Below are 20,467 nucleotides of genomic sequence, written 5' to 3' on the forward strand. Positions count from 1 at the left end.
AGAGGATTCGACCAACATGTACGCATGGATTTTCCGCCACCTACCTGGCCCGGCCTGGCTCAAGACCATCGAGGCTATTTTGCTGATCGTTCTTGTCATCGCCGTGCTGTTCCAATGGGTGTTCCCGTGGTTCCAGTCCACTTACATTGACGGGAACGTCACCGTCTGATGACAACACCTGGAAACGACTCGTCAATGGCCCCAACCGAATCTGCTCCGCGCCAGCGTCGAATCCTGTGCGTGGACAACTATGACTCATTCGTCTGGACCATCGTCGGCTACCTGCGTCACCTCGGCGCGCACGTGGACGTCGTGCGTAACGACCAGGTGGATCTTTCCCTCATTGACGAGGGCGCCCGCGGGGCCGCTGCTGATGGTGAGCGTACGTATGACGGCGTGCTCGTCTCACCCGGGCCAGGCCGACCCGAGGAGGCAGGAAGCCTGCTTGATGTGATCGATGTGTGTGCCAGATGGCACGTACCGATGCTGGGAGTGTGCCTGGGGCATCAGGGACTGGGTGAGTATTTCGGAGCGGACGTGGTGCGCGCTCCCGAATTGATGCACGGTAAGACCTCACCGATTACGCACGATGGGCGCGGTGTTTTCGCCGGCGCGGAGAATCCTCTCACCGTCACGCGTTATCACTCGCTGGTTGTCGATCCTGCGACGGTGCCGGAGTGCCTGGAGGTCAGTGCGACCACGGACAGTGGCATCATCATGGCGTTGCGCCACAGAGAGCTTCCTCTTGAGGGCGTGCAGTTCCATCCTGAATCGGTGATGACGCGCTCGGGCCACCTCATGCTGGCCAACTGGTTGGCAGCCTGCGGTGACGCGGATGCGCCCAGGCGCGCACGTGAGCTGACACCTGTGGTTGCCGAGCGCTCTGAGCTAACCGACTAACGGGCCGACCGCGGAGCCGGGCACCGAGCCGGCGCTTACCGTCGATTACTTAGTTGCCACTTTGAGAGCCTGAGGACGATCCCCTCGAGACGTACACCTTCACCGTGCCACCCTGGGAGACGAGCTGGCCTTCGCCGGGCTCAACGTTGACGACCATTCCCTTGGCGACATCGTTGCTGTCCATCTCGTACACATCCGGAACCAGTTTGAGTTCCTTGAGAGCGTTGACCACAGCTTCCTGGGACTGGCCGGGAAGGCCGGCAGGGATAGCCACATTTCCGGACGCAAGCTGCAGCGTGATTTCTGAATCCTTGGCGACTTTTTCACCGGCAGCGGGTGCGGAGGAGACGACACGATCCTTCGCCTGCTCGGCGGAATCGACGCTCGTGACGGATCCGACCCGCAGTCCGGCTGCTTCGATCGTGGAACGCGCCTGCTCCTGGCTCATTCCGTTGACATCAGGAACGGCAACCTGGTTGCTGCCCGAGGACACGATGAGCGTAACCGTCGATCCCTTCTTGGCCATTTCCTTAGCCTTCGGTGAGGTTTCGACGACGCTGCCTTCAGCAATATCATCGGATGGCTTCTTCTGGTCGGAGACCTTTACTTCGAAACCGGCGTTTTCCAGGATTGTGCGCGCCTGATCCACCGGATTGCCGGTGACATCAGGAACGGGCTGGGAAGCTGGTCCCGAGGAGAGGAACACAGTAACTGACGAGCCTTCTTCGACCTGGGTGGAGGGCGGCGGATCAGACTGAGCGACGCGGCCTTCTTCCACATCTTCCGATTCGACGGGATCACCAATGGCGAAGACCAGCCCCGCACCTTCGACAGCCTGTTTGGCTTCCTCCTGCGTCATGCCGATCAGAGCATCAGGAACGGTGGCCTTTTCAGGATCCTTGTTCGACTGCATGAGGGCGACCGCACCGATTCCCAGCGCGCCAATCAGAAGAATCACCAGTGCGACGATCAGACCTGTGCGCTTCTTGCGCAGTTCTGCTTCCTCCTCGGTCGCCACAGACGTGTCAGCGTACTGGGCACGGTTCCTGTTCGTATAGCTCGGCGGTGGCGGGGGAGGCGATGACATCTGCGACAACGGCATCGTGGCGGTCGCACCAGATGAGCTGCCCGCATTGGCCAGTGCGGCCGTCTCCCACACCTGGGTGGCAGGTGCATCCACGTCAGCACCGTGTACGGCCCGGATCAGGTCAGAACGCATCGATGCTGCTGAGGAGTACCGATCCTCACGATCCTTCGCCAGGCACTTCATCACCACTCGGTCAAGCGACTCCGGAATATCCGGTGTAATGGACGAGGGCAGCGGTGGCGTCGAGGAGACATGCTGATAGGCCACGGCAACGGCGGAATCTCCCTTGAACGGCGGCCGGCCTGTGAGCAGTTCAAAGAGGACGATGCCGGTGGAGTACAAGTCGGAACGCGCGTCGACCTGTTCACCGCGGGCCTGCTCAGGGGACAGGTACTGCGCCGTGCCGACTACCGCATTGGTCTGCGTCATGGTCGCCTGAGAATCTGTCAGAGCGCGGGCGATACCAAAATCCATCACCTTGACCTTGCCGTCAGTGGTGAGCATGATGTTGCCCGGCTTGATGTCGCGGTGGACGAGCGACTGCGAGTGGGAATATTCCAGTGCCGACAAGACGCCGGATACGATCTCGACCGCCTCGTCGATCGGAACCGGAGTGCCGTCAGCCAGCAGATCCTTAACGGTGTGTCCTTCGACGTACTCCATCACGATGTAGGGGACGGATACTCCCGAACCATCGGGCGTGGTGACGACCTCTTCGCCAGTGTCATACACGGCGACGATATTGGGGTGGTTCAAAGAGGCTGCCGCCTGCGCTTCACGGCGGAAACGGGTCTGGAAGATCGAATCGCGCGCCAGGTCTGTTCGCAGCATCTTGATCGCGACGATGCGACTCAGGCGCGTGTCGAATCCCAGGCGGACTTCCGCCATGCCGCCTCGCCCGATGAGCGAGCGGATTTCGTAGCGTCCGCCTAGACGGTGGGCCATGGAATCGGCCATGTGTGAGCCTCCTCGATGATGAATTGACTCATCCCTAGGGGTAGAGACAATGATCCAAATCTATTGTAAAGGGTGGCAATGACGATCAGGACGATCGTGACAAAGATCAGTGCGATGATCAACGCCCGTCCCAGGACATCGCGCCGTGTCAGTGGCGGTGACACCTGCGAACGGTTGAAGCGCGTGGGTGTCGGCGAGCTCGCCTCATCGTGCTTGTTGAACCCGTTGCGCGCATTCGCACGGTCCACTGCGTGCCACCGGACGCGTGGGCGACCATCGCTCGACGAGCCAGATGTGTGCGCAGCTGTCGACGCACCGGATGCGCGATTCTTAGTCGAGGCGGCAGGGGAGTGCCCTGTCGACCCGGAGTGACTGCGGGACGCCTCATGCTTGGTGTCGCGTGCCTGCGCAGTGGCACGCGCGCTTTGTCGCCTGAGCGCTTCCTGACGCTCCTGACGTTGCCTACCGGCCTGCAGGCGGCGTTCATGTGCCTCACGTTCGCGCTCCGCTGTCGCCTGAGCTTCCACTTCTTCGCGTTGACGCTGCTCCTGACGCTGGCGTTCCTCGGCGCGCTGTTTGAGGCGAGCCACCAGTTCCCGTCGACGCCGCTCGCGGGGATCCAGTGGTTTGTCGAGGGCATCCTCGTCAATGGTGGTATCGATTGTCAGATCCAGAACGGGAGCGACAGACGTTGTTGCATCAGCGAGAGCAGGGCCACCCCCGGCAGGAATCGCTGGCATGGCAGGCGTGGCTGACGTGTCCTGGTGGGACGGCGCGATGACGGGCGGCTGAGCGGTGGTGTCGTCGGTAATCTCAAGGGCAGGAAGCGGGCGGGGAGCTGTCGACAGGTGCAGCGTGTGAGCAGCCTGAACCAGTTCACGAGCCAGAGCCGCACCGGATTGGGGACGAGACTTCGGGTTCTTCTCCAGCAGCTTCATCACGATCCGAGCAAACGGTTCAGGCACGCTGGATGGCAGCGGCGGCACAGGGTCATTGACGTGCGCAAACGCAATATCGACCTGGGTCTTTCCCGTGAACGGGCGCTTACCCGATGCAGCTTCGTAGGCAATGACACCAAGGGCGTACAGATCCCCAAGGGTTGTCGCCACTTCACCCATTGCCTGCTCGGGAGGCAGGTACTGAGCGGTTCCCATCACCATGCCTGCCGCTGTCAAAGCGGCCTGATCGGCAGTGCGGGAGATCCCAAAGTCGGTGAGTTTGACGACTCCGTCAGGCCTGATCAGGATATTGGCCGGTTTGATATCGCGATGCACCACTCCTGCCGCTGCCGCTGCGTGCAGAGCCATCGCCACCTGAATCATCATCGGAATGATGTCCCGCACCTCCAGGGTGCGCCCGCCGCGCAGGTAGTCCGTCAGGGGGCGGCCCTCGACCAACTCCATCATGATCCAGCCATACCCGCCGGCCTCGCCCGAATCCAGAACAGACGCAATGTTGGGATGCTCGATACGCATCGCGTTACGTGCCTCAATGCGCAGACGGGACAGCGGAAGCTGATGGCCGGACAGTTCCGGCCGCAACACTTTGGCCGCCACGATGTGCCCGGTCTGCTTATCACGTGCCTTCCACACTTCACCCATGCCGCCCTGTGCGATCCGCGTGAGCAGCATGTAGCGCCCGCCCAGCAAGTGTCCGGGCATGTAATGGTTATGCGTTGCTTCACTCATTGCAGGCCAGCCTCCAAAACGGCACGTGCGATCGGACCGGCCGTGTCACCACCATGAGGTACGGGCTGTTCATCATCACCTTCCACCAAAACGGCTATCGCGATCTGCGGGTCGTCGGCCGGGGCGAACGCAACGGCCCACGCATTGGCCTTGCCGGACCCGTCACCCGTTTCCGCCGTGCCGGTCTTTGCCGCCACTTGCCAGTTGCTCAGCGCCATCAGGCCGCCCGTGCCGTACGGCTCATTCACCGTTGACACCATCATCGAGGTCAGCTGGGAGGCCACACCAGCGCTGATCGGTTCAGCAAGCCTGGTCGGTGTCATCTGCTGAGTGGACTGCAGATCGGCGTCCACGATCTCACGTATGAGCTGCGGCTTCATCATGACGCCGTGGTTACCCACCGCCGCGGCCACCATCGCCATCTGCATCGGGGTCACCTGGACGTCAAACTGTCCGATCGATGTGAGCGCCCGTTCAGGCGCATTGGCATCTTCCGGGTAACGCGAGGGTGTCACCGTCAGCGGAATGGACAGTTCCGTTCCGAATTGAAAACGTTCGGCCATGTCGGCCAGTGCCGTGTCAGGCAGCTGCTGAGAGGCAATGACAAAGGAGGTGTTGCAGGAGCGGGCGAATGCTTCACGCAAGGCAGGTTTTCCGTTGCCGCAGGTTGTGGATTCGATATTCGACACCGTCGTAGTGGACTCGGGCAGTGGTGTCTCCACCGGCGAATCGACGGGCGTATCGGGTGTCATGCCGTTTTCGAGCAGGGCTGCTGCCGTCAGGATCTTGAACGCTGACCCTGGTGCGTACCGATTTCCCGCGATCGCACGGTTCGTCAGCGGCTGCGCAGGGTCGGCAACCAGGGCGTCATAGGCATTTTGAACAGTCTGAGCATCGAAAGAGGCCAGTGGATTGGGATCGTAGCTGGGTGATGAATACAAGGCCAGTACCGCTCCAGTTTTTGGGTCGAGGGCGACCACCGCGCCTTTCCTAGCACCGAGTGCTTCAGCTGCCACCTGCTGCATCTGTTCATTCAGTGTCAGAACCACGCCACCGCCCTGACGCTCCGACCCTGTGAACAGGGTGCGGATCCGATGCATCAGGAGGGCGTCCGACCGGCCATCCAGAACGTCTTCGGATGCGCGCTCAATGCCGCTGGCCTGAGAAAACACAGAAGAAAAGTAGCCAGTGACATGTGCGTAGAGCGGGCCTTGCGAGTAGTAGCGTTGGAAGCGTGCAGAGCCCTCCTCCTTTGAGGAAGAAGCAACGGCGTCACCACCGACGATAATGGGGCCACGATCGATTTCTGCGGCGTGCAAGATGGTGCGAGTATTACGCCCATCTGCGTTCAGGGATGGAGCCTGGAAGAACTGGATAGACGTTGCCGCGCATGCCAGGGCGGCAAACATGACAAGCATCAACAGGAACAATCTGCGGATCTGCGTGTTCACTGTGCCTCACCACCCTCAGATGCAGTGGCGGTTGTGCGGTGATCGGCACTTGCGGAGCGTGACTGAGCCAGCGCATTGTCACCGGCGTGGGAAGCGTGTCCACTGATCGCTGAGGAGGGGATCGGGCGGGTGGGGCGCCTCGCAGCATCGGAAATACGCACCAGCAACGCGATCATCACCCACGACGCCACCATCGATGATCCGCCGGCAGCAAGGAAAGGGGCAGTCAGGCCGGTCAACGGAATGACTCGCGTAATACCTCCCAGGACGACGAACACCTGAAGTCCCAGTGAGAAGCTCAAACCAGCAGCCAGTAGCTTGCCGAATCCGTCGCGCACACCGATGGCTGCGCGCAAACCGCGCTCAATCAAAATCAGGTACAGCAGCAAAATGGCCAGCAGCCCGGTCAGTCCGAGCTCTTCAGCCAGTGACGACAAGATGAAGTCGGACTCGGCGTGGACCACGAGGTGCGGGTAGCCACGCCCCCAGCCGGTGCCCATCAGTCCGCCGGAAGCCTGACCGAAGAGGCCCTGGACGACCTGATAGGACCCCACTTGCGCGTTGTACACGTCATTGTCCAGGGCATTGAGCCATACGTTGAAACGGTTCTGAACGTGTGGGAACGCGCGTACTGCCAAAATAACGGCGGGAGTGAACATGACAACGCCGATCACCAGCCACGAGGGACGGTTGGTCGCCACGTACAGGATCGCCACGAACATGCCGAAGAACATGAGAGATGTGCCCAAGTCACGCTGGAGTACCAGAATCGCGATGCCGATGAGCCACACCACCAGGATCGGACCTAGGTCACGTGCGCGCGGCAGGCGCATTCCCAGGATCTTCGGACCGCCGATGGCCAGTGAGTCCCGCTTGTTGACCAGGTAGCCGGCAAAGAAGATGGCCAGGGTGACTTTGACGAGTTCGCCTGGCTGCAAGCTGAGCGGCCCCATGCGGATCCACACGCGCGCGCCCATTTGTTCACTGCCGATGACAGGGAGCATGGGCAGGAGCAACAAGACCAGGGAGATCACTCCGAACGTGTACGTAAAGCGGCGCAGGAGGCGGTGATTCCGCACCACGATCAAGGTGAGTGCTGCGGCAACCAGTGCGACACCCACCATGATGAGCTGCTTCGTGCTGGTTGGCATGAGGTGGCCACCAGATTCAGTGTCGTAACGCCCGAGCATGTCATAGGTCAGATCCAGGCGGTAAATCATCGCCAGTCCCAGCCCGGTCAATGCCACCGAGATCGGCAAGATGACAGGATCGGCGTAGGGTGCCAGCACGTGCATCCCGATTTCAGCGGCTATGGCAACCACCAGCAGGATCACGATATGCATCCCCAGGTTCGAGGGGATAACGCCGGTGCGGTTGATCGTCGTCAGCACGTAGCCGCCGATTCCGATGGCCAGTGCCACCACCATGAGCGCAATTTCCACCAGGCGTCGAGGACGTGTCGGCGCCACCATCACTGTTGCCATTACAGTGCCTCCACGTCGGAGGAATCACTGTGGCGGAGCGACTGTGGCTGCGGCTGGCTGCCCGACTGTGAGGAACGTGATGACTGTGGCCGGTCACCACCCGATTGGGCATCCGTACCGTCTGGTCCCTGGGCACTCACGGGTGCCAGCTGCGCAATATATGCGTCGATTTCCTCGCGTGAGGAACGGGTGACAGGTTCCTGCAGTCGTTCACGATCCACGTTATCGAGGGAAGCCAGCGAAATAGAGGTGACCTCCACGCGGTGCGAAAAGGCCCACGGCCCCAGCGTCTGAGGAATTCCCTGGTAGATGGCGACCGCCCCGTCCTCGCCAATCGCATAGTACTGCTGCTGTGACCAGCGGTATCCCAAAAAGCCTGCCAGGACCACAGCTGCTACGGCCAGCACACCCACGGCAATGGTCCACCACCGCATGCGAGGCCGCTCAGGTTCAGCGGCATCCTCGTCAGGATCTGAAAGTGAATGAGTCGAGGTTGATCGGGCCAGGGCCGCTGCGCGCGCAGCAGCACCGTCACCTCCGCGGGTGGGTGCCTGACGGTCGGTCGCGGCAGCACCCACAATTTCAGGAGCAGTCTGGTTCGTTGTGCCTGCCGGAACAATATCCGCGATCACGCACGTCACATTGTCAGGCCCACCGGCACGCAACGCCAGGTCAATGAGCTTTTCGGCGCACTCGCCCGGATCTTCATACTCGGTCAGCACCGAACCGATCGTGTCTCCCGATACCACTCCGGACAGACCGTCTGAACACAGCAGCCAGCGATCTCCCACAACAGCCTGACGCATGGTTTCGTCAGGAACCACGCTGGCCTGCGAATCCCCTAGAATCTTCAGCACCACGTTGCGCTGAGGATGCTGTTCAGCCTCGTCAGGCGTGATCTGGCCACTGTCAACAAGGTACTGGACAAAAGAATGGTCAGTGGTGACCTGCGTGAGGGTGTGGCCACGCATCACGTAGGCACGAGAATCACCAATATGGACCATCGCCAGTTTTGAGCCGGCACGCATGATCGCAATGCAGGTGGTTCCCAGACCCTTCAGCTCCGGGTCAGTTTCCGAGCGTTCACAGAGCTCATCGTGTGCATCCACCAGGCTGTCATGCAGGAGCTTGGCGATCGAATCAGCTGGATATGATTCCGAATCCAGGTGCGCCAGGTGGGCGATCGCGACGGATGAGGCGATATCACCGCCGGCCGGGCCGCCCATACCGTCAGCGAGTACAAGCAGATTGGGGCCCGCGTAGGCAGAGTCCTGATTGTTCTTGCGGACCAGTCCGATATCAGACCGGGCTGCATAGTGAAATTCGATTGCTTCAGGACTCACGACGCTCACCTGACCAATTCAAGCGTGGTTTGTCCGATGCGAATCGTCGTGCCGGGATGGACGACGGTCGGCTGTGTGATGCGCTCGTCGTCCACGAACGTGCCGTTGCGGGAGCCGAGGTCCTCGATGACCCATTCGCCGTCTTGTGGGGAGAGCATGGCGTGCTGCCCCGAGACGTACTCGTCCTCCAGCACCATGATGCAGTTCGGGGAGCGTCCGATGGTGATCTGGGCGGAGCCAAGTGTCAGAGTCATTCCGACCAGCGGGCCGCCTGTAATGAGCAGTGATCTGGGAATCAGTTCATCTGATGCGCGATCCTTGCGAGCTTTCTGCGACTTCTTGCGTCTCTTGTCAGCGGTACGCCGGCCCTTGCCACGAGGGGTGACAACGGTTCCGAAAATGTCTCGACGCAGCGTGGACACTGCGGCGAGCACCATCAGCCACAGCAGAGCCAGGTATCCGACGCGAAAAACAGTAAATGCCAGATCGCTTGTCATCACCGTTCCTCGTCAGCTGGTTCAGGATGGGTCCAAAACAGGATCCGGGTTCTGCCCACCGTCAGTTGGTTGCCATCCACCAGAGTAGCGGCATCGATGCGGTGTCCCTCCACAAAAGTCCCGTTCGTGGAACCCAGGTCTGTTGCGATGACCCCGGTGGGAGTGATGCGCAGTTCGAGGTGATGGCGTGACACGCCTGAATCGGTGATGACAATGTCGCAGTCTGAGCCGCGCCCGATCACGGTGACTGGTTCGGTCAGCAGCCAGCGGTCTCCATCCACATCGATGATCGGATGTTCAGGGGAAGCCTCGAGCACTGTCGCCGGAGCGACTGCGCCGCGCTCATTGGCAGCTTCAACGATGAGTTGCCCAGTCAGTTCAGATTCGTCTTCCTCGAAACTGACTGCGATGGGGCCAAGCAATGCATAGCCGTGCTGAGTGGCGTACTCTGTCGCGTCGCGTTCAAATTCATCGACGAGGACGGGCATGTCGTCACCGATGGATTCCAGATCCGTCACGGAGGTACGCACGACGAACTTATTGGGCGCGATGGTGCGGTCGGAGGAGACTTCCTGGAGGTTATCCTCCATGGCACGTCGGATTGCAGAATTCACGTCAACTGGCTTGAGGCCGGAACGAAAGACACGAGAAAAAACCGAGTTCACACCTTTTTCGACCGCGTTTTCGAAACGATCAAAGATGCTCATGGCGTCCCCTTCCCTTGCGTCACGCGTAACACTCCGATCACGCATGCACTACTGATGCAGTGCAAAGGCCAGTGTAACCGTGTCGGCGGAACACTCCTAAGCGAACATTCCGACGAGGACAGGACCGACAGGACTTCAGCTGTCTGCGGCACAGAGTCGGTACTCATAGTAACGACAATACCGGCATGGTTGTGTCTGGTGGAACATAAAAGGGTGGATTCTGGCCGATTGGCTCGCTATCATCGGCGCCATGATGGCACTACGTGAATACAACGGCAGTTCCAACCGCCTCGGCCGGCACCGGTGGTGCACCGCCCTGGCGTGCGTCGCTGTGCTCACGGGACTCACGGCGTGCAATCCTGGTTCTGGGGACACTGCGCCATCGGGCACACAGGAATCAGGCCAGTCTGCTGCGTCAAGCGCACCCCAGTCTGGCCCGCCCACCTCACCTGCCGGGATACGGTCCCACGTCGCTGACATGCCTGAGGCGCTTCCCGCTGATGACCCGCAGATCGGTCATGTCATTGACCGTTCGTCCACGGCAGACATCCCTGTGACCTGGCCGGGTATCCAGGGATTCGACGACGTCAACGCGTTCATGGAGCAGCGGGCCCTTGAGATGGCATCCTGGCCGGATTCTCAGGAAGTGCGCTACGACGTGTCCTTCGCTGCGGGGCAGTGGATCGGGTTCGTCCTCGAAGCCATCACCGGCACCGACGACGGCGAGGTCACGCGCTCGTCATCATGGATCGTTGATACCCAGGACCAAACGGTGGCGCCTGCGGCCGCCCTCGTCAATGAGGATGAGCGGGTGCAGCTGTTCCCTGCCGCCAAGCGTGCGTTGCGTGAGGCAGATCGAGACCCGGGAACCTATCAGGACGCGTTGGCCAGGCTCGGCTTGCGTACGAACGAGGCGTGGCATGGGCCAGATGATGTGCGAATCGGCCAGGACGGCTCATTTGCGCTGATCCTGAACGCTGATAGTGGAGTGAACGCTGATCGCGCGGTGCTGGAAGTGTCCCCCGATCAGGCTGCCGAGGTGTCGAGCGACCTGGGTCGCGCTGTAACTGCGGCGGTGACAGGAGGCGCGGAATTTGCTGGGCTTCCCCAGCCCGAACCGCCATTCGTTCCCCTCGAGCCGCTGCCCGCAGATGGATCAGGTGTGATGGGTATGGTTCCGACCGAGAATGTGGATTGCAGTGCGGCGCAGTGTGTGGCGTTGACGTTCGACGATGGTCCCGATGCGAACCTGACGCCAAAACTGCTCGATGTGCTTGCATCGAAAGGCGTGCACGCCACGTTCTTCCAGTTGGGACCCAGTGTGGCGGCGCGCCCGGATATCACCGCTCGCGCTGTGAACGAAGGGCATGTGGTGGGGTCGCATTCCTGGTCGCACCCACAGCTCGACACGTTGCCGGTCGAGGGGATCCGTGATGAGGTAGCGCGCTCGCGGGATGCGATTCAGCAGGCCAGTGGGCTGTTGCCGGCGCTGATGCATCCTCCGTATGGAGCGACCAATGACAAGGTAACCGGCGTGCTCAGTGAGGCGGGTCAGGCAGCGATCTTCTGGGATGTGGATTCTGAGGACTGGAAGAACCGCGACGTCAAGAGCACGACCGATCGGATTATGGCGACTGTGCGCGCCGGGTCGATCGTCCTGATGCACGACGTTCACCCTTCGACCATTGAAGCTGTCCCGGGCATCATTGATCAGTTGCAGCGCCAGGGCTTCACGCTGGTCACAGTGCCAACGCTGCTCGGTGGCGTGGAGGCTGGGCAGTCGTATTATTAGGGGGCTGGCGCTGCCGCGGAGGCAGCGTTACTGGCGAGTAGGTGGCCGGCGGTCATGCTTACTCAGCAGGCGGCAATTGGCCAGCCTCGCAGCATCCCGCTGGCGCTGCAGGCATTGCCTAGTGCGTTGAGACGTACGCGATGCTCGTTCCCAGGACATCTGTCACCTGAAGAACACCGCTCGCACCCGCTGGGATCTGGATAGCGACGCTACCAGTGCCTTGCTGTCCCGGTTCAAGGTCCAGAAGGTAGTACGAGTCCTCCAGACCCACGAGGTTGTCATAGTCGTAGTACGTCTGGCCTGCCTCGTCGATGAAGGCGAATGCCAGGAAGGGCAGGGTCTTTTCAGTGCCCTTGTTGGTGAAAGTGACATTGAGCAGGGAGTAAACCGTGCCGTCATCCGGAGGAGTGTTGAACATATTGCCGTTCACAATTTGGTCGGTGGCGTCGGGATTGAATGAATTGATCGCCACGTCCCACTGGCCAACGGTAATGGTTTCTCCCAGTGCTGCGGGATTGTCTCTCGAGGTTTGGGGCGAACTTGCCGTTCCGGGGGTGGGCATCTGTCCAGGCTGCTGTCCTGCCTGACCTGGGTCTCCTGATTGCTGGGGCGTGGTCGGAAGAGGCACAGTAGGTGCTGGGGCAATGGGGCTACTTTGCGGATCTTGATCCTGAGTTTCTGTCGCCGAGGGTTGTTCCTGTTCGTCGACAGTCTCATCAACGTCAGACAGATTGGCCATGATAAAGGCGACGACCAGAGCAATGAGTGCCGAAAGAACCGTCACTGCCAGCGCGATCAGTGCGCTGACGCGCGGCTGGTTCTTCAAGAAGAGCGCGACGAGGGAGCAAATAAACGCGACGCCGAGGATGACCCACCCTACGATCTGCGTCACTGGAATGACAGAGAGGATCAGGCCGAGGACTGCAAGGCCAAGCGCAACAAACGCGACGATGTTGATCTTCTTTGTTCCACCGGATTGGTTCGGTAGCTGTGACCATGAGCCACCAGGGCCTTGAGGCCCCTGCGGCCCGTAGGGCCCTTGTGGACTGTTGGGACCCTGCGAGCCATATGGTCCCTGTGGTCCGTACGATCCTTGCGGATTCGTGGGGCCTTGCGAACCGTATGCTCCCTGTGGGGTATAGGGCCCCTGTGGGCCGTTTTGCCATGACGGGGTGGATGACCATTGAGAATTGGACGATGACCACTGCTGATTGTGTGACCACTGGTCGTTGTAGCCTGGCCCGTTTTGCCCCGGTTGGCCCGGCTGTCCCGGCTGTCCCGGTTGGCCCGGCTGTCTTGCCGAGTTGCCTGCCCATTGCTCATGTGCAGGTGGCATCTGCGCTGTTTGCTGGTCGCGGCTCCAACGGCCGTAATCTCCGTCGGAGTTCGAGCCTTGTGACGTGGGACCTTCGGGGCTGAACCGGCCATCGCCGTCCCGGCTCAAGCTATTCGCGCCTTGTCCATTCCACTGTGCCGTCTGATCTGGCTTGGACTCGAATTGGCGTGCGTTGTCGAAACCGTAGGGACTACTGCCGTATCGCTGGTGCGAGTTGGCGTCGTTACCTGTCGGTGGGCGTGAATTCGTCATGATTCATCCTTCGTTCTACGACATTCGTGCAAGTGCGGTAGATCAGATGCGTGGCTGTGGAACCCAAAGTGGCTCTTTGATTGAGGTCCCAATTCACTTTAAGCGTATCGCCAACAGAGGCATTATGACGGGCGAAGGTGAAAGTTCCCGATGGGTGCCCGTCGAGTACCTGTCGTTACCGTTCGAACCTGGGGTGGTGGGTGGATTCGTCATGGACTGTCCTCGATCAAGTGGGTGAGACTCTAGGTGCGGTTCAATAACGAAATGGGCGCCCATTAAGCTTCGGCGCCCTCTTTATGAGCCTATCCCTTTTGGTGACATGACACAGAAAAACGTTGCTCGCATATGTCGACGCATCAGCGTCCAACACGAACGTCCCTCGAACCTCGTCGCACTGTCAACGCTGATCTCTGAATCGATATCTCCCCGCGAGCATGGCTCTGCCGCAGTACGTGAGTATGCGCGGCGGTGAGCCACGATACGTCCCCTGCGAGCGTGGGCCCTGTATATGCACCGTCTGGTACACATACACCTAAATCTTCGTGCCTGCGTTGCACATTCCCCTAAATCTTCACGGTCTTGATGCACATTCCCCTAGATTTAACGCTCGAATTGCACATACCCCTAGCTAAAGTCGGCACCCCAAAAGGACAAAACCTATTTCCGCAGGTCAGCTGTCAGTAGCTTCCGGCGGCCTCGAGCCTCACGCGTTAAATCTAGGGGATTGTGCATTTTTACATGACTTTTTAGGGGTATGTGCACGTGGAGGGTTTAAATCTAGGGGTATGTGCACGAGGCGGGGTTAGAACTAGGGGTATGTGCACGCGGAGGGTTTAAATCTAGGGGTATGTGCACGTGTTGGTGCGCGCGGCAGGACAGCAGTGGCATCCCCGCCCGAAGGATCTGCGGTCAGGACACACCCAAAAAGGCGGTGAAATGCAGAAAGGCCAGCAAGATGTGGAAACGCCGGCAGTGTACTGAAACGCGGCGATATACAGAAAGATCGGGACACCGCCAACACAATGTCAACGATGTCCCGACACATCACATGGTGCGCGAGGGGGGAGTTGAACCCCCACTCCATCAACTGGAACACGGACCTGAACCGTGCGCGTCTGCCTATTCCGCCACTCGCGCGTTGCTATAGAAGATTACGAGGCCGAGGGTGTCTTCGTCAAACCGAATACACCACAAGAGGTGTTGAGACCAGTCACATTCACTGCCACGGGACACCGGAGCGGAAGATGACGGAGATGACGGTTGCGGCAAGAACCAGGACCAGCCCGATGATGTCTGGCCAGCGCAAACGAACCCGATCGCGCTCAACTGGCGGGATTCCACCGCGCATTGTCATTGCCCTGCCGGTGTCATCGGCACGTCTCGAGGACGCGGATAACGTTGCGGTTGTCATATCCACGATCAATTTGAGCTGACCGCGAAATGTCATCATCGGCCCATCATCTGTCCAGCGCAGGCGCACGGCGTCGAACACTGCCTGCATCTGGTCGCGCACGGTCGACAGGCCTCGAAGCGCAAAACTTGCCGCCATTACCCACTCGTCGACGGGAGCTCGAAACCACGTGAGAGGGTGGAGCAGTGTTCGAAGTGCCGGGGCGATTCGTTCAATGGGTGTGGTCCACACGAGCAGCAGTGATCCGAGGATCACTTCGACCATGACGAGGAAGGCGCGGACGAAAATCAATGCACCGCCGCCGATCGCGGCCCCGATCATGCCGCCAATGAAGCCGGCCCAGATCCAGGACGGCAGGCGCGGCCGTGCCGAAATGGGCACGCGTCCGACAACAGCCGCAACCAGGAGACACACGCCGACCGCCGCGACAGTTGGCCACTTGGGAAGCAGGACCAGCAGTGTCGTCAGAGTTGCCAGGCAGATGATCTTCGTGCCGACCCACATGCGCGTCAGGGGAGATTCCCACGGCAGCGGGCGGGGCAGTGCCAACGTAGGTGATGGGCGAGGGCGCCTGTGCGTAGCGGCAGATCCGCGAACACCTGTGTTGGGTGGCGTATTGCGTGCGAATGTACTCATGACAGTTTCCCTTCGACGAGGGAAAGGTGCCGGGAGCACACCTGATCCAAACCTTCAAAATCGTGCGAAATCACAATAATTCCTATGCCGCGATCCTGCCGGCGTTTCAGCGCGCTGATGACCAGTTCACGCGATGTGGCATCCAGGCCCGCCAGAGGCTCGTCAAGCACAATGAAATTCAGGTCCGCTGCGAATAATCCAGCCAACGCGACGCGTCGCATCTGCCCGCCGGAGAGTTCATCAATACCGCGCCTTTGCAACTCACAGTCCAGTCCCACTTCCGCCATCGCGCGGCTGACCACGTCGTCGACCCGCTCTGTGTCGTCAGGGTCGATGTTGGCGGCCGCGGCAATGTCCAGACGCACGGACGGGCGTTGGAGCTGAAGTCGGGCGAATTGCATCGACATGCCGATGGATCCGACTTGCTGGCTGGCGGGCTTGTCGCCCAGGAGGCAATCTCCCCAGGTGGGAGGCATCAGTCCTGTCATGATGCGTGCCAGTGTCGATTTGCCCGACCCGTTCTCACCTGCGATCAGGACACTCTCACCTGGCGCAACGTCCAGATTAATGTCAAAGAGGACCTGCTTGTGCCACGGGGTCCTCACGTCGTAGGCGTGCGACACGTCGTGCAGTGTCAGCGCCGGGGCGAAGTGATCCCCCCACCGTTTGAGGTGGGACACGATGTCGTCAGCGTCATCGTCGGTGGAGACCACAGGCATGACTGGTACGGTGCGAACCGCGGATGGGTCACCCTCGTCAATGGGGGAGTCGTGCACGCTGCTGGCTGGCTGGCGGGTGGGAGAGGCTGTGGAATCAGTAGCATCGTCGGTGGGGACGGCCACGACATCGGCAGCGCCGCTGGTGAGGTGGCAGGTCAGGGAGCCAGGTGCGCCGGTGGTCGTGCTGTCGGTGAGCGGACTGGTCGGGTCGGTGGGAGCACCATCGAAGGTGACGTGACCGTTGTCGAGTGTGATCAGCCGGTCGGCCCGTGCCGCTTCAGTGAGGTCGTGGGTGATGTGAACGACGGTCGTGCCGGTGCGGGGCAGGTCAGCGAGGATGGCGATCAGTTCGGTGCGCCCCTGCTGGTCGATCATAGCGGTTGACTCGTCCGAGATCAGCAGGGCAGGCTGACGTGCCAGGGCTCCGGCCAGTGCGAGTCGTTGCAGTTGGCCGCCCGACAGGTGACGTACCGGCATCGCGGACAGGCCAGGCAGACCGACCTGATCCAGAAGACTGTCGAGGGGGAGCGCGGCGCGCTCGTCGGAACTCATGCCCCACAGGATGTCTTCTTCGACCGTTTCGCCCAGCGATGACAATTCGGTGCGTTGAGCCAGCAGTGCGACCCCGCTATGTCGACCCAGTCCGATCCGGCCGGGCCGCTTCACGGAACCGGCGCTGTGGCGCGCACCGGCAAGAATGGATGCCAGGGTCGACTTTCCAGATCCGTTCGGCCCGGCGATGACGACGAACTGGCCGCGGTCGATGGTGAGGCTCACGCCGTCAAGCGCGTCGCGCGTGGCGCCCGGATAGTGCATGTGGACGTCGGTGAGCGTGGTGGGCAACGGCTGGATCGGGGCGGCATCCTCGTCGACGCGCAGTGGATCTAATGCATTGCCCTGCGGAATACGGGCGAGGACGTGACCCATCAGCCAGTGCGCAACGGTCAATGTGAGTGCGAATGCGAAAAGTACGGATACCGGCAGCCATGCCCACCAGTAGGCCACCATCCAGTCGGTGAAGGTCAGGAACAGGTCGGACATCGGGCGGGTGAGGCTCCATCCGGATAACAGCCGCGCGTAGCCTTTGACCGAGACTCGCACAGATTCAAGCGTGAGTTCCCGCAGGTCGGTGAGCAGCCATAGCGTCAGGTCAGTGAGTGCTCCGAGGATGACTCCGACAATAATGCCGATCAGGAATGCGAATCGGGTGCGGATGTGTTTGCGGTGGAGTGCTCCGACGATCCACCCTGCCAGTGTCGCCTGGATTGCGGTCAGTGCGGTGTTGACTCCGCCGAGGATGGCTCCGATCAGGCAGGTGGTCAGCACGGTGGTCAGTGATGCACGAGGGCGGAGCCTGACCGCAATCATGGCGATCGGGATTGTAGCGATGAGCTGCAGGAAGTTGTTGAAGAACGGCAGGATGGTAGCGCCGACACATGCCACGATTGCCAGTCCGGCAAGCACTCCGCATGAAGCAAGTTCAACCGGTGTGAGCGCGCCGGTCGGGCGTGCGGTGCCTGCCGTGGATCGCGTGTGAGAACGGTGTGATGACAATTGTGTATCCACTGACAGGAACGGCAGGATGACAGGAGGCAGTCTGAAATCAGAGGGTGACGGCTGTGCCGGTTGCTGTGCAGATCAGAGTGCCTTGCATGCAGGTGTAGTGCATCTCAACACTGATCACGGCGTCAGCTCCGAGGAGTTCGGCACGCTCGCACATTTGGTTGACAGCATTTTCAAAAGCGGTCTGCAGGTTTTCCTCGCCTCTTTTGCGTCCGCCGTTGAGCGCTTTCAGCATTCCGCTCGCGGGGAAAGATGAAACAGTTTCACCTGATACAAGGCCGATGTAACGCGTGATCGGCTGACCTTCGATGGACGGTGTCGTCACTGCGAGCATGTTGTCTCCCATCTATTGACGCAACGATTCGGCAGGCTGGCAATGCGACTGCCATGGGCGCCCGCTGCGCCCGAGCCGACCAGTCGGGCGGCTTGAATCCACTTGTATCATTCCACGTGCGCACCGCGCGCGCACTTACAGTGCGTGCGCCGTCTTGTTTACCGCTAGGCAGCGTCTGGGTCTGTCAGGGGTTGTCAGAAATCCCAGTCTTCGTCCTCGGTGTCGACGATCTCACCGATGACGTAGGAAGAGCCGGAACCGGAGAAGAAGTCGTGGTTTTCGTCGGCATTCGGTGACAGTGCTGCCAGGATCGCCGGGTTCACATCGGTTTCATCATGCGGGAACAGTGCCTCATACCCTAGGTTCATCAGAGCCTTGTTCGCGTTGTAACGCAGGAACTTCTTGACGTCCTCGGTCAACCCCAACGGGTCATACAGCGACTCGGTGTACTGCTCTTCGTTTTCATACAACTCGAACAGCAGTGAGAACGTGTAATCCTTCAGTTCCTGACGGCGCTTCTCATCGGCCTCGTTGACAGCCAGCTGATACTTGTAGCCGATGTAGTAGCCGTGCACGGCTTCGTCACGAATGATCAGGCGAATCAGGTCGGCGGTGTTGGTGAGCTTGGCGTGCGCCGACCAGTACATCGGGGCGTAAAAGCCGGAGTAGAACAGGAAGGATTCCAGCATCGTGGACGCCACTTTGCGTTTTTCTGGGTCGTCACCGTCGTAGTACGACTTCACGATGTGCGCCTTGCGCTGCAGCGGTTCGTTCTCACGCGACCAGCGGAACGACTCATTGATCTCCTGTGTGGACAGCAGTGTGGAGAAAATCGACGAGTATGACTTGGCGTGAACTGACTCCATGAACGCGATGTTTGTGTAGACCGCTTCTTCGTGGGGGGTGCGCGCATCAGGAATCAGGGAGACGGCACCGACGGTGCCCTGCAGCGTGTCCAGCAGGGTCAGGCCTGTGAACACGCGGTTCGTCATGGTCTGTTCATCCTCGTTGAGCGTCTTCCACGACTGAATGTCGTTGGACAACGGGATTTTCTCAGGCAGCCAGAAGTTACGAGTCAGACGATCCCATACCTCTTCGTCTTTTTCATCGATGATCTTGTTCCAGTTAATGGCTTCGATCGTCTCATTCTCTGATGCATGAATGGGATCCACAGTTGTTCCTCCTCAATTCTGGTGGTGTCGCACATGCACGCCACTAGCCCAGCCTACTGGTCTGAGCGTCGAAAAGACACGCCCGCCAGATGTGATGTGGCCGTGTCCTAGTGCACTTCGCACCCGCATTCGCATTGCCTGTCACTGTCGTCGTCGTGGTCAGCGCCCGCAGTCCTCGCAATCATGTGGGCAGTGGGCGTCCTGTCTCGAGCTCAGCAAACCGGACACGTGCGCCGTTTCCATTCCAGCAAAGAGGGCTGCCATCAGCGCGGCCAGATCCGTGTGCGCACATCTCTTGCCCGCAGCTCTGCGATTCTCGCCGCGCCGAAAGATAGTTTTCTCGATCCACACTGTTGCAGCCGTCGTCACAGCAGTAATGCCGACCGCGGCTCCAATAAGTGCAGGATTTTCCTGCAGAGTTTCTTGAAGGGTGTCCAATGCCTGGTGGTGGCCACTGCGGTGATCGCCGTGGCGATGATGTTCTGTGCTGCAGCCGCACTGGTCGTGATCGCAATGCTGTCCGTCGTGGTGTCGATTGCCCGTACAGCCGCACGATCCGTCGCTCTGGCAGTCGCACTCCTTGTGTGGTTCAGGCTCCAACGTCCGATTCGGGTCGAGTGGGCCAGCCTGATCCTTGTCGATCAGCGGAACGGTACGCTCACCAGCGGCTGCGGCACCTTCATCCGATCCGCAGCCACATTTGCCCTTTCCTTTGCCACACGCGCAGCCGTCCTGACCTTTACCGCAGCCACATCCATCGTTTTCACCGCAATTGCAGCTCTTGCCCTCGCATGAAGCATCTCCGTTGCAGCAGGCGCACGCGCCCTCCTCGTCACAATTGCCGACGAACGCGCGGTGATCCTCACAGCTGAACATTGACGCCAATGCGGCTGTAATTCCGCCCAGGAGCCCGGCCTTCAACACGCCGCGAACAGGTCGTGAGCGTACGAAGTCCGGCATGGCATACCACGCGAGCGTGCCGCCTGACATCAACGCGACATAACCGAGTTTGCGCGGATCACTCAGCGCCTGCTCAATGCGGCCAAACGCAGAGCTCCCGCCAACATCCGTGCTGGTTGAGCAGTCGTGATCGTGGCAATCGCAAGTCATCAGAAGCCTCCCATATATCCAGTGCTGT

Annotated in this window: 17 protein-coding genes and 1 tRNA gene; 5 read left to right on the forward strand and 13 right to left on the reverse strand. The window is 60.3% G+C overall.

Annotated elements, in window-relative coordinates; translation table 11 throughout:
• The first annotated feature begins 16 nt into the window (after positions 1-16).
• Positions 17-169 carry a hypothetical protein gene (locus tag BLT69_RS10950; RefSeq protein ID WP_193599985.1) on the forward strand — a complete coding sequence of 51 codons (153 nt, stop codon included), beginning with the start codon at positions 17-19 and terminating at the stop codon, positions 167-169.
• The gene (locus BLT69_RS00420) at positions 169-900 is read left to right on the forward strand and encodes an anthranilate synthase component II (RefSeq protein WP_227469219.1); all 732 of its coding nucleotides are present in this window, start codon (positions 169-171) and stop codon (positions 898-900) included. The genes BLT69_RS10950 and BLT69_RS00420 overlap by 1 nt, the downstream gene beginning before the upstream one ends.
• A 49-nt stretch (positions 901-949) precedes the next feature.
• On the opposite strand, the gene pknB is transcribed toward BLT69_RS00420, so the two are convergent.
• Genes pknB through BLT69_RS00455 form a run of 7 tightly spaced genes read right to left on the reverse strand, consistent with a single transcriptional unit; the run spans position 950 to position 10,114 of the window.
• Positions 950-2,944 (reverse strand): Stk1 family PASTA domain-containing Ser/Thr kinase, encoded by a 1,995-nt coding sequence (gene pknB / locus BLT69_RS00425; RefSeq protein WP_092648063.1) that lies wholly within the window; start codon positions 2,942-2,944, stop codon positions 950-952.
• A complete protein-coding gene (locus BLT69_RS00430; protein WP_257590344.1) occupies positions 2,917-4,632 on the reverse strand; it encodes a serine/threonine-protein kinase in 1,716 nt (571 codons plus the stop codon). The genes pknB and BLT69_RS00430 overlap by 28 nt, the downstream gene beginning before the upstream one ends.
• Complete coding sequence (locus BLT69_RS00435; protein ID WP_092648065.1) at positions 4,629-6,083, reverse strand: peptidoglycan D,D-transpeptidase FtsI family protein; 1,455 nt, start codon at positions 6,081-6,083, stop codon at positions 4,629-4,631. The genes BLT69_RS00430 and BLT69_RS00435 overlap by 4 nt, the downstream gene beginning before the upstream one ends.
• The gene (locus tag BLT69_RS00440) at positions 6,080-7,567 is read right to left on the reverse strand and encodes an FtsW/RodA/SpoVE family cell cycle protein (protein ID WP_092648066.1); all 1,488 of its coding nucleotides are present in this window, start codon (positions 7,565-7,567) and stop codon (positions 6,080-6,082) included. The genes BLT69_RS00435 and BLT69_RS00440 overlap by 4 nt, the downstream gene beginning before the upstream one ends.
• Complete coding sequence (locus BLT69_RS00445) at positions 7,567-8,910, reverse strand: PP2C family protein-serine/threonine phosphatase (protein WP_092649034.1); 1,344 nt, start codon at positions 8,908-8,910, stop codon at positions 7,567-7,569. Before BLT69_RS00445 ends, BLT69_RS00440 begins: the two co-directional genes overlap by 1 nt.
• Positions 8,911-8,915: 5 nt before the next feature.
• The gene (locus BLT69_RS00450; RefSeq protein WP_058237654.1) at positions 8,916-9,407 is read right to left on the reverse strand and encodes an FHA domain-containing protein FhaB/FipA; all 492 of its coding nucleotides are present in this window, start codon (positions 9,405-9,407) and stop codon (positions 8,916-8,918) included.
• The gene (locus tag BLT69_RS00455; RefSeq protein ID WP_058237655.1) at positions 9,407-10,114 is read right to left on the reverse strand and encodes an FHA domain-containing protein; all 708 of its coding nucleotides are present in this window, start codon (positions 10,112-10,114) and stop codon (positions 9,407-9,409) included. Before BLT69_RS00455 ends, BLT69_RS00450 begins: the two co-directional genes overlap by 1 nt.
• A gap of 250 nt (positions 10,115-10,364) precedes the next feature.
• Here BLT69_RS00455 and BLT69_RS00460 point away from each other — a divergent pair, with 250 nt between their 5' ends.
• The gene (locus BLT69_RS00460; RefSeq protein WP_092648067.1) at positions 10,365-11,906 is read left to right on the forward strand and encodes a polysaccharide deacetylase family protein; all 1,542 of its coding nucleotides are present in this window, start codon (positions 10,365-10,367) and stop codon (positions 11,904-11,906) included.
• A gap of 118 nt (positions 11,907-12,024) precedes the next feature.
• Here the strand turns inward: BLT69_RS00460 and BLT69_RS11165 are convergent, their stop codons facing one another.
• Positions 12,025-13,494 (reverse strand): DUF4352 domain-containing protein, encoded by a 1,470-nt coding sequence (locus BLT69_RS11165; RefSeq protein WP_157886260.1) that lies wholly within the window; start codon positions 13,492-13,494, stop codon positions 12,025-12,027.
• Positions 13,495-13,813: 319 nt separating this feature from the next.
• On the opposite strand from BLT69_RS11165, the gene BLT69_RS10730 reads away from it, so the two are divergent.
• The gene (locus BLT69_RS10730; protein WP_157886261.1) at positions 13,814-13,966 is read left to right on the forward strand and encodes a hypothetical protein; all 153 of its coding nucleotides are present in this window, start codon (positions 13,814-13,816) and stop codon (positions 13,964-13,966) included.
• 577 nt (positions 13,967-14,543) lie between these two features.
• Here the strand turns inward: BLT69_RS10730 and BLT69_RS00475 are convergent.
• The 5 genes from BLT69_RS00475 to nrdF all read right to left on the reverse strand — a co-directional run bounded on the left by BLT69_RS00475 (position 14,544) and on the right by nrdF (position 19,320).
• Positions 14,544-14,631: transfer RNA gene (locus BLT69_RS00475), tRNA-Leu, on the reverse strand.
• A 79-nt stretch (positions 14,632-14,710) separates the two neighbouring features.
• On the reverse strand, positions 14,711-15,541 hold the full coding sequence (locus BLT69_RS00480; protein WP_092648068.1) for an energy-coupling factor transporter transmembrane component T family protein: 831 nt from the start codon (positions 15,539-15,541) through the stop codon (positions 14,711-14,713).
• Positions 15,538-17,814, reverse strand: coding sequence for an ABC transporter ATP-binding protein (locus BLT69_RS00485; RefSeq protein WP_157886262.1), 2,277 nt, complete (start codon positions 17,812-17,814; stop codon positions 15,538-15,540). Before BLT69_RS00485 ends, BLT69_RS00480 begins: the two co-directional genes overlap by 4 nt.
• Positions 17,815-17,863: 49 nt before the next feature.
• Positions 17,864-18,157, reverse strand: coding sequence for a heavy metal-binding domain-containing protein (locus BLT69_RS00490; RefSeq protein ID WP_070728262.1), 294 nt, complete (start codon positions 18,155-18,157; stop codon positions 17,864-17,866).
• Between the two features lie 194 nt (positions 18,158-18,351).
• Positions 18,352-19,320, reverse strand: coding sequence for a class 1b ribonucleoside-diphosphate reductase subunit beta (gene nrdF / locus BLT69_RS00495; RefSeq protein ID WP_092649035.1), 969 nt, complete (start codon positions 19,318-19,320; stop codon positions 18,352-18,354).
• Positions 19,321-19,773: 453 nt separating this feature from the next.
• Here nrdF and BLT69_RS10735 point away from each other — a divergent pair, with 453 nt between their 5' ends.
• Positions 19,774-20,124 carry a hypothetical protein gene (locus tag BLT69_RS10735; protein ID WP_058237661.1) on the forward strand — a complete coding sequence of 117 codons (351 nt, stop codon included), beginning with the start codon at positions 19,774-19,776 and terminating at the stop codon, positions 20,122-20,124.
• Positions 20,125-20,467 lie beyond the last annotated feature (343 nt).

Source organism: Schaalia radingae (assembly GCF_900106055.1).
Taxonomy (GTDB): Bacteria; Actinomycetota; Actinomycetes; order Actinomycetales; family Actinomycetaceae; genus Pauljensenia; species Pauljensenia radingae_A.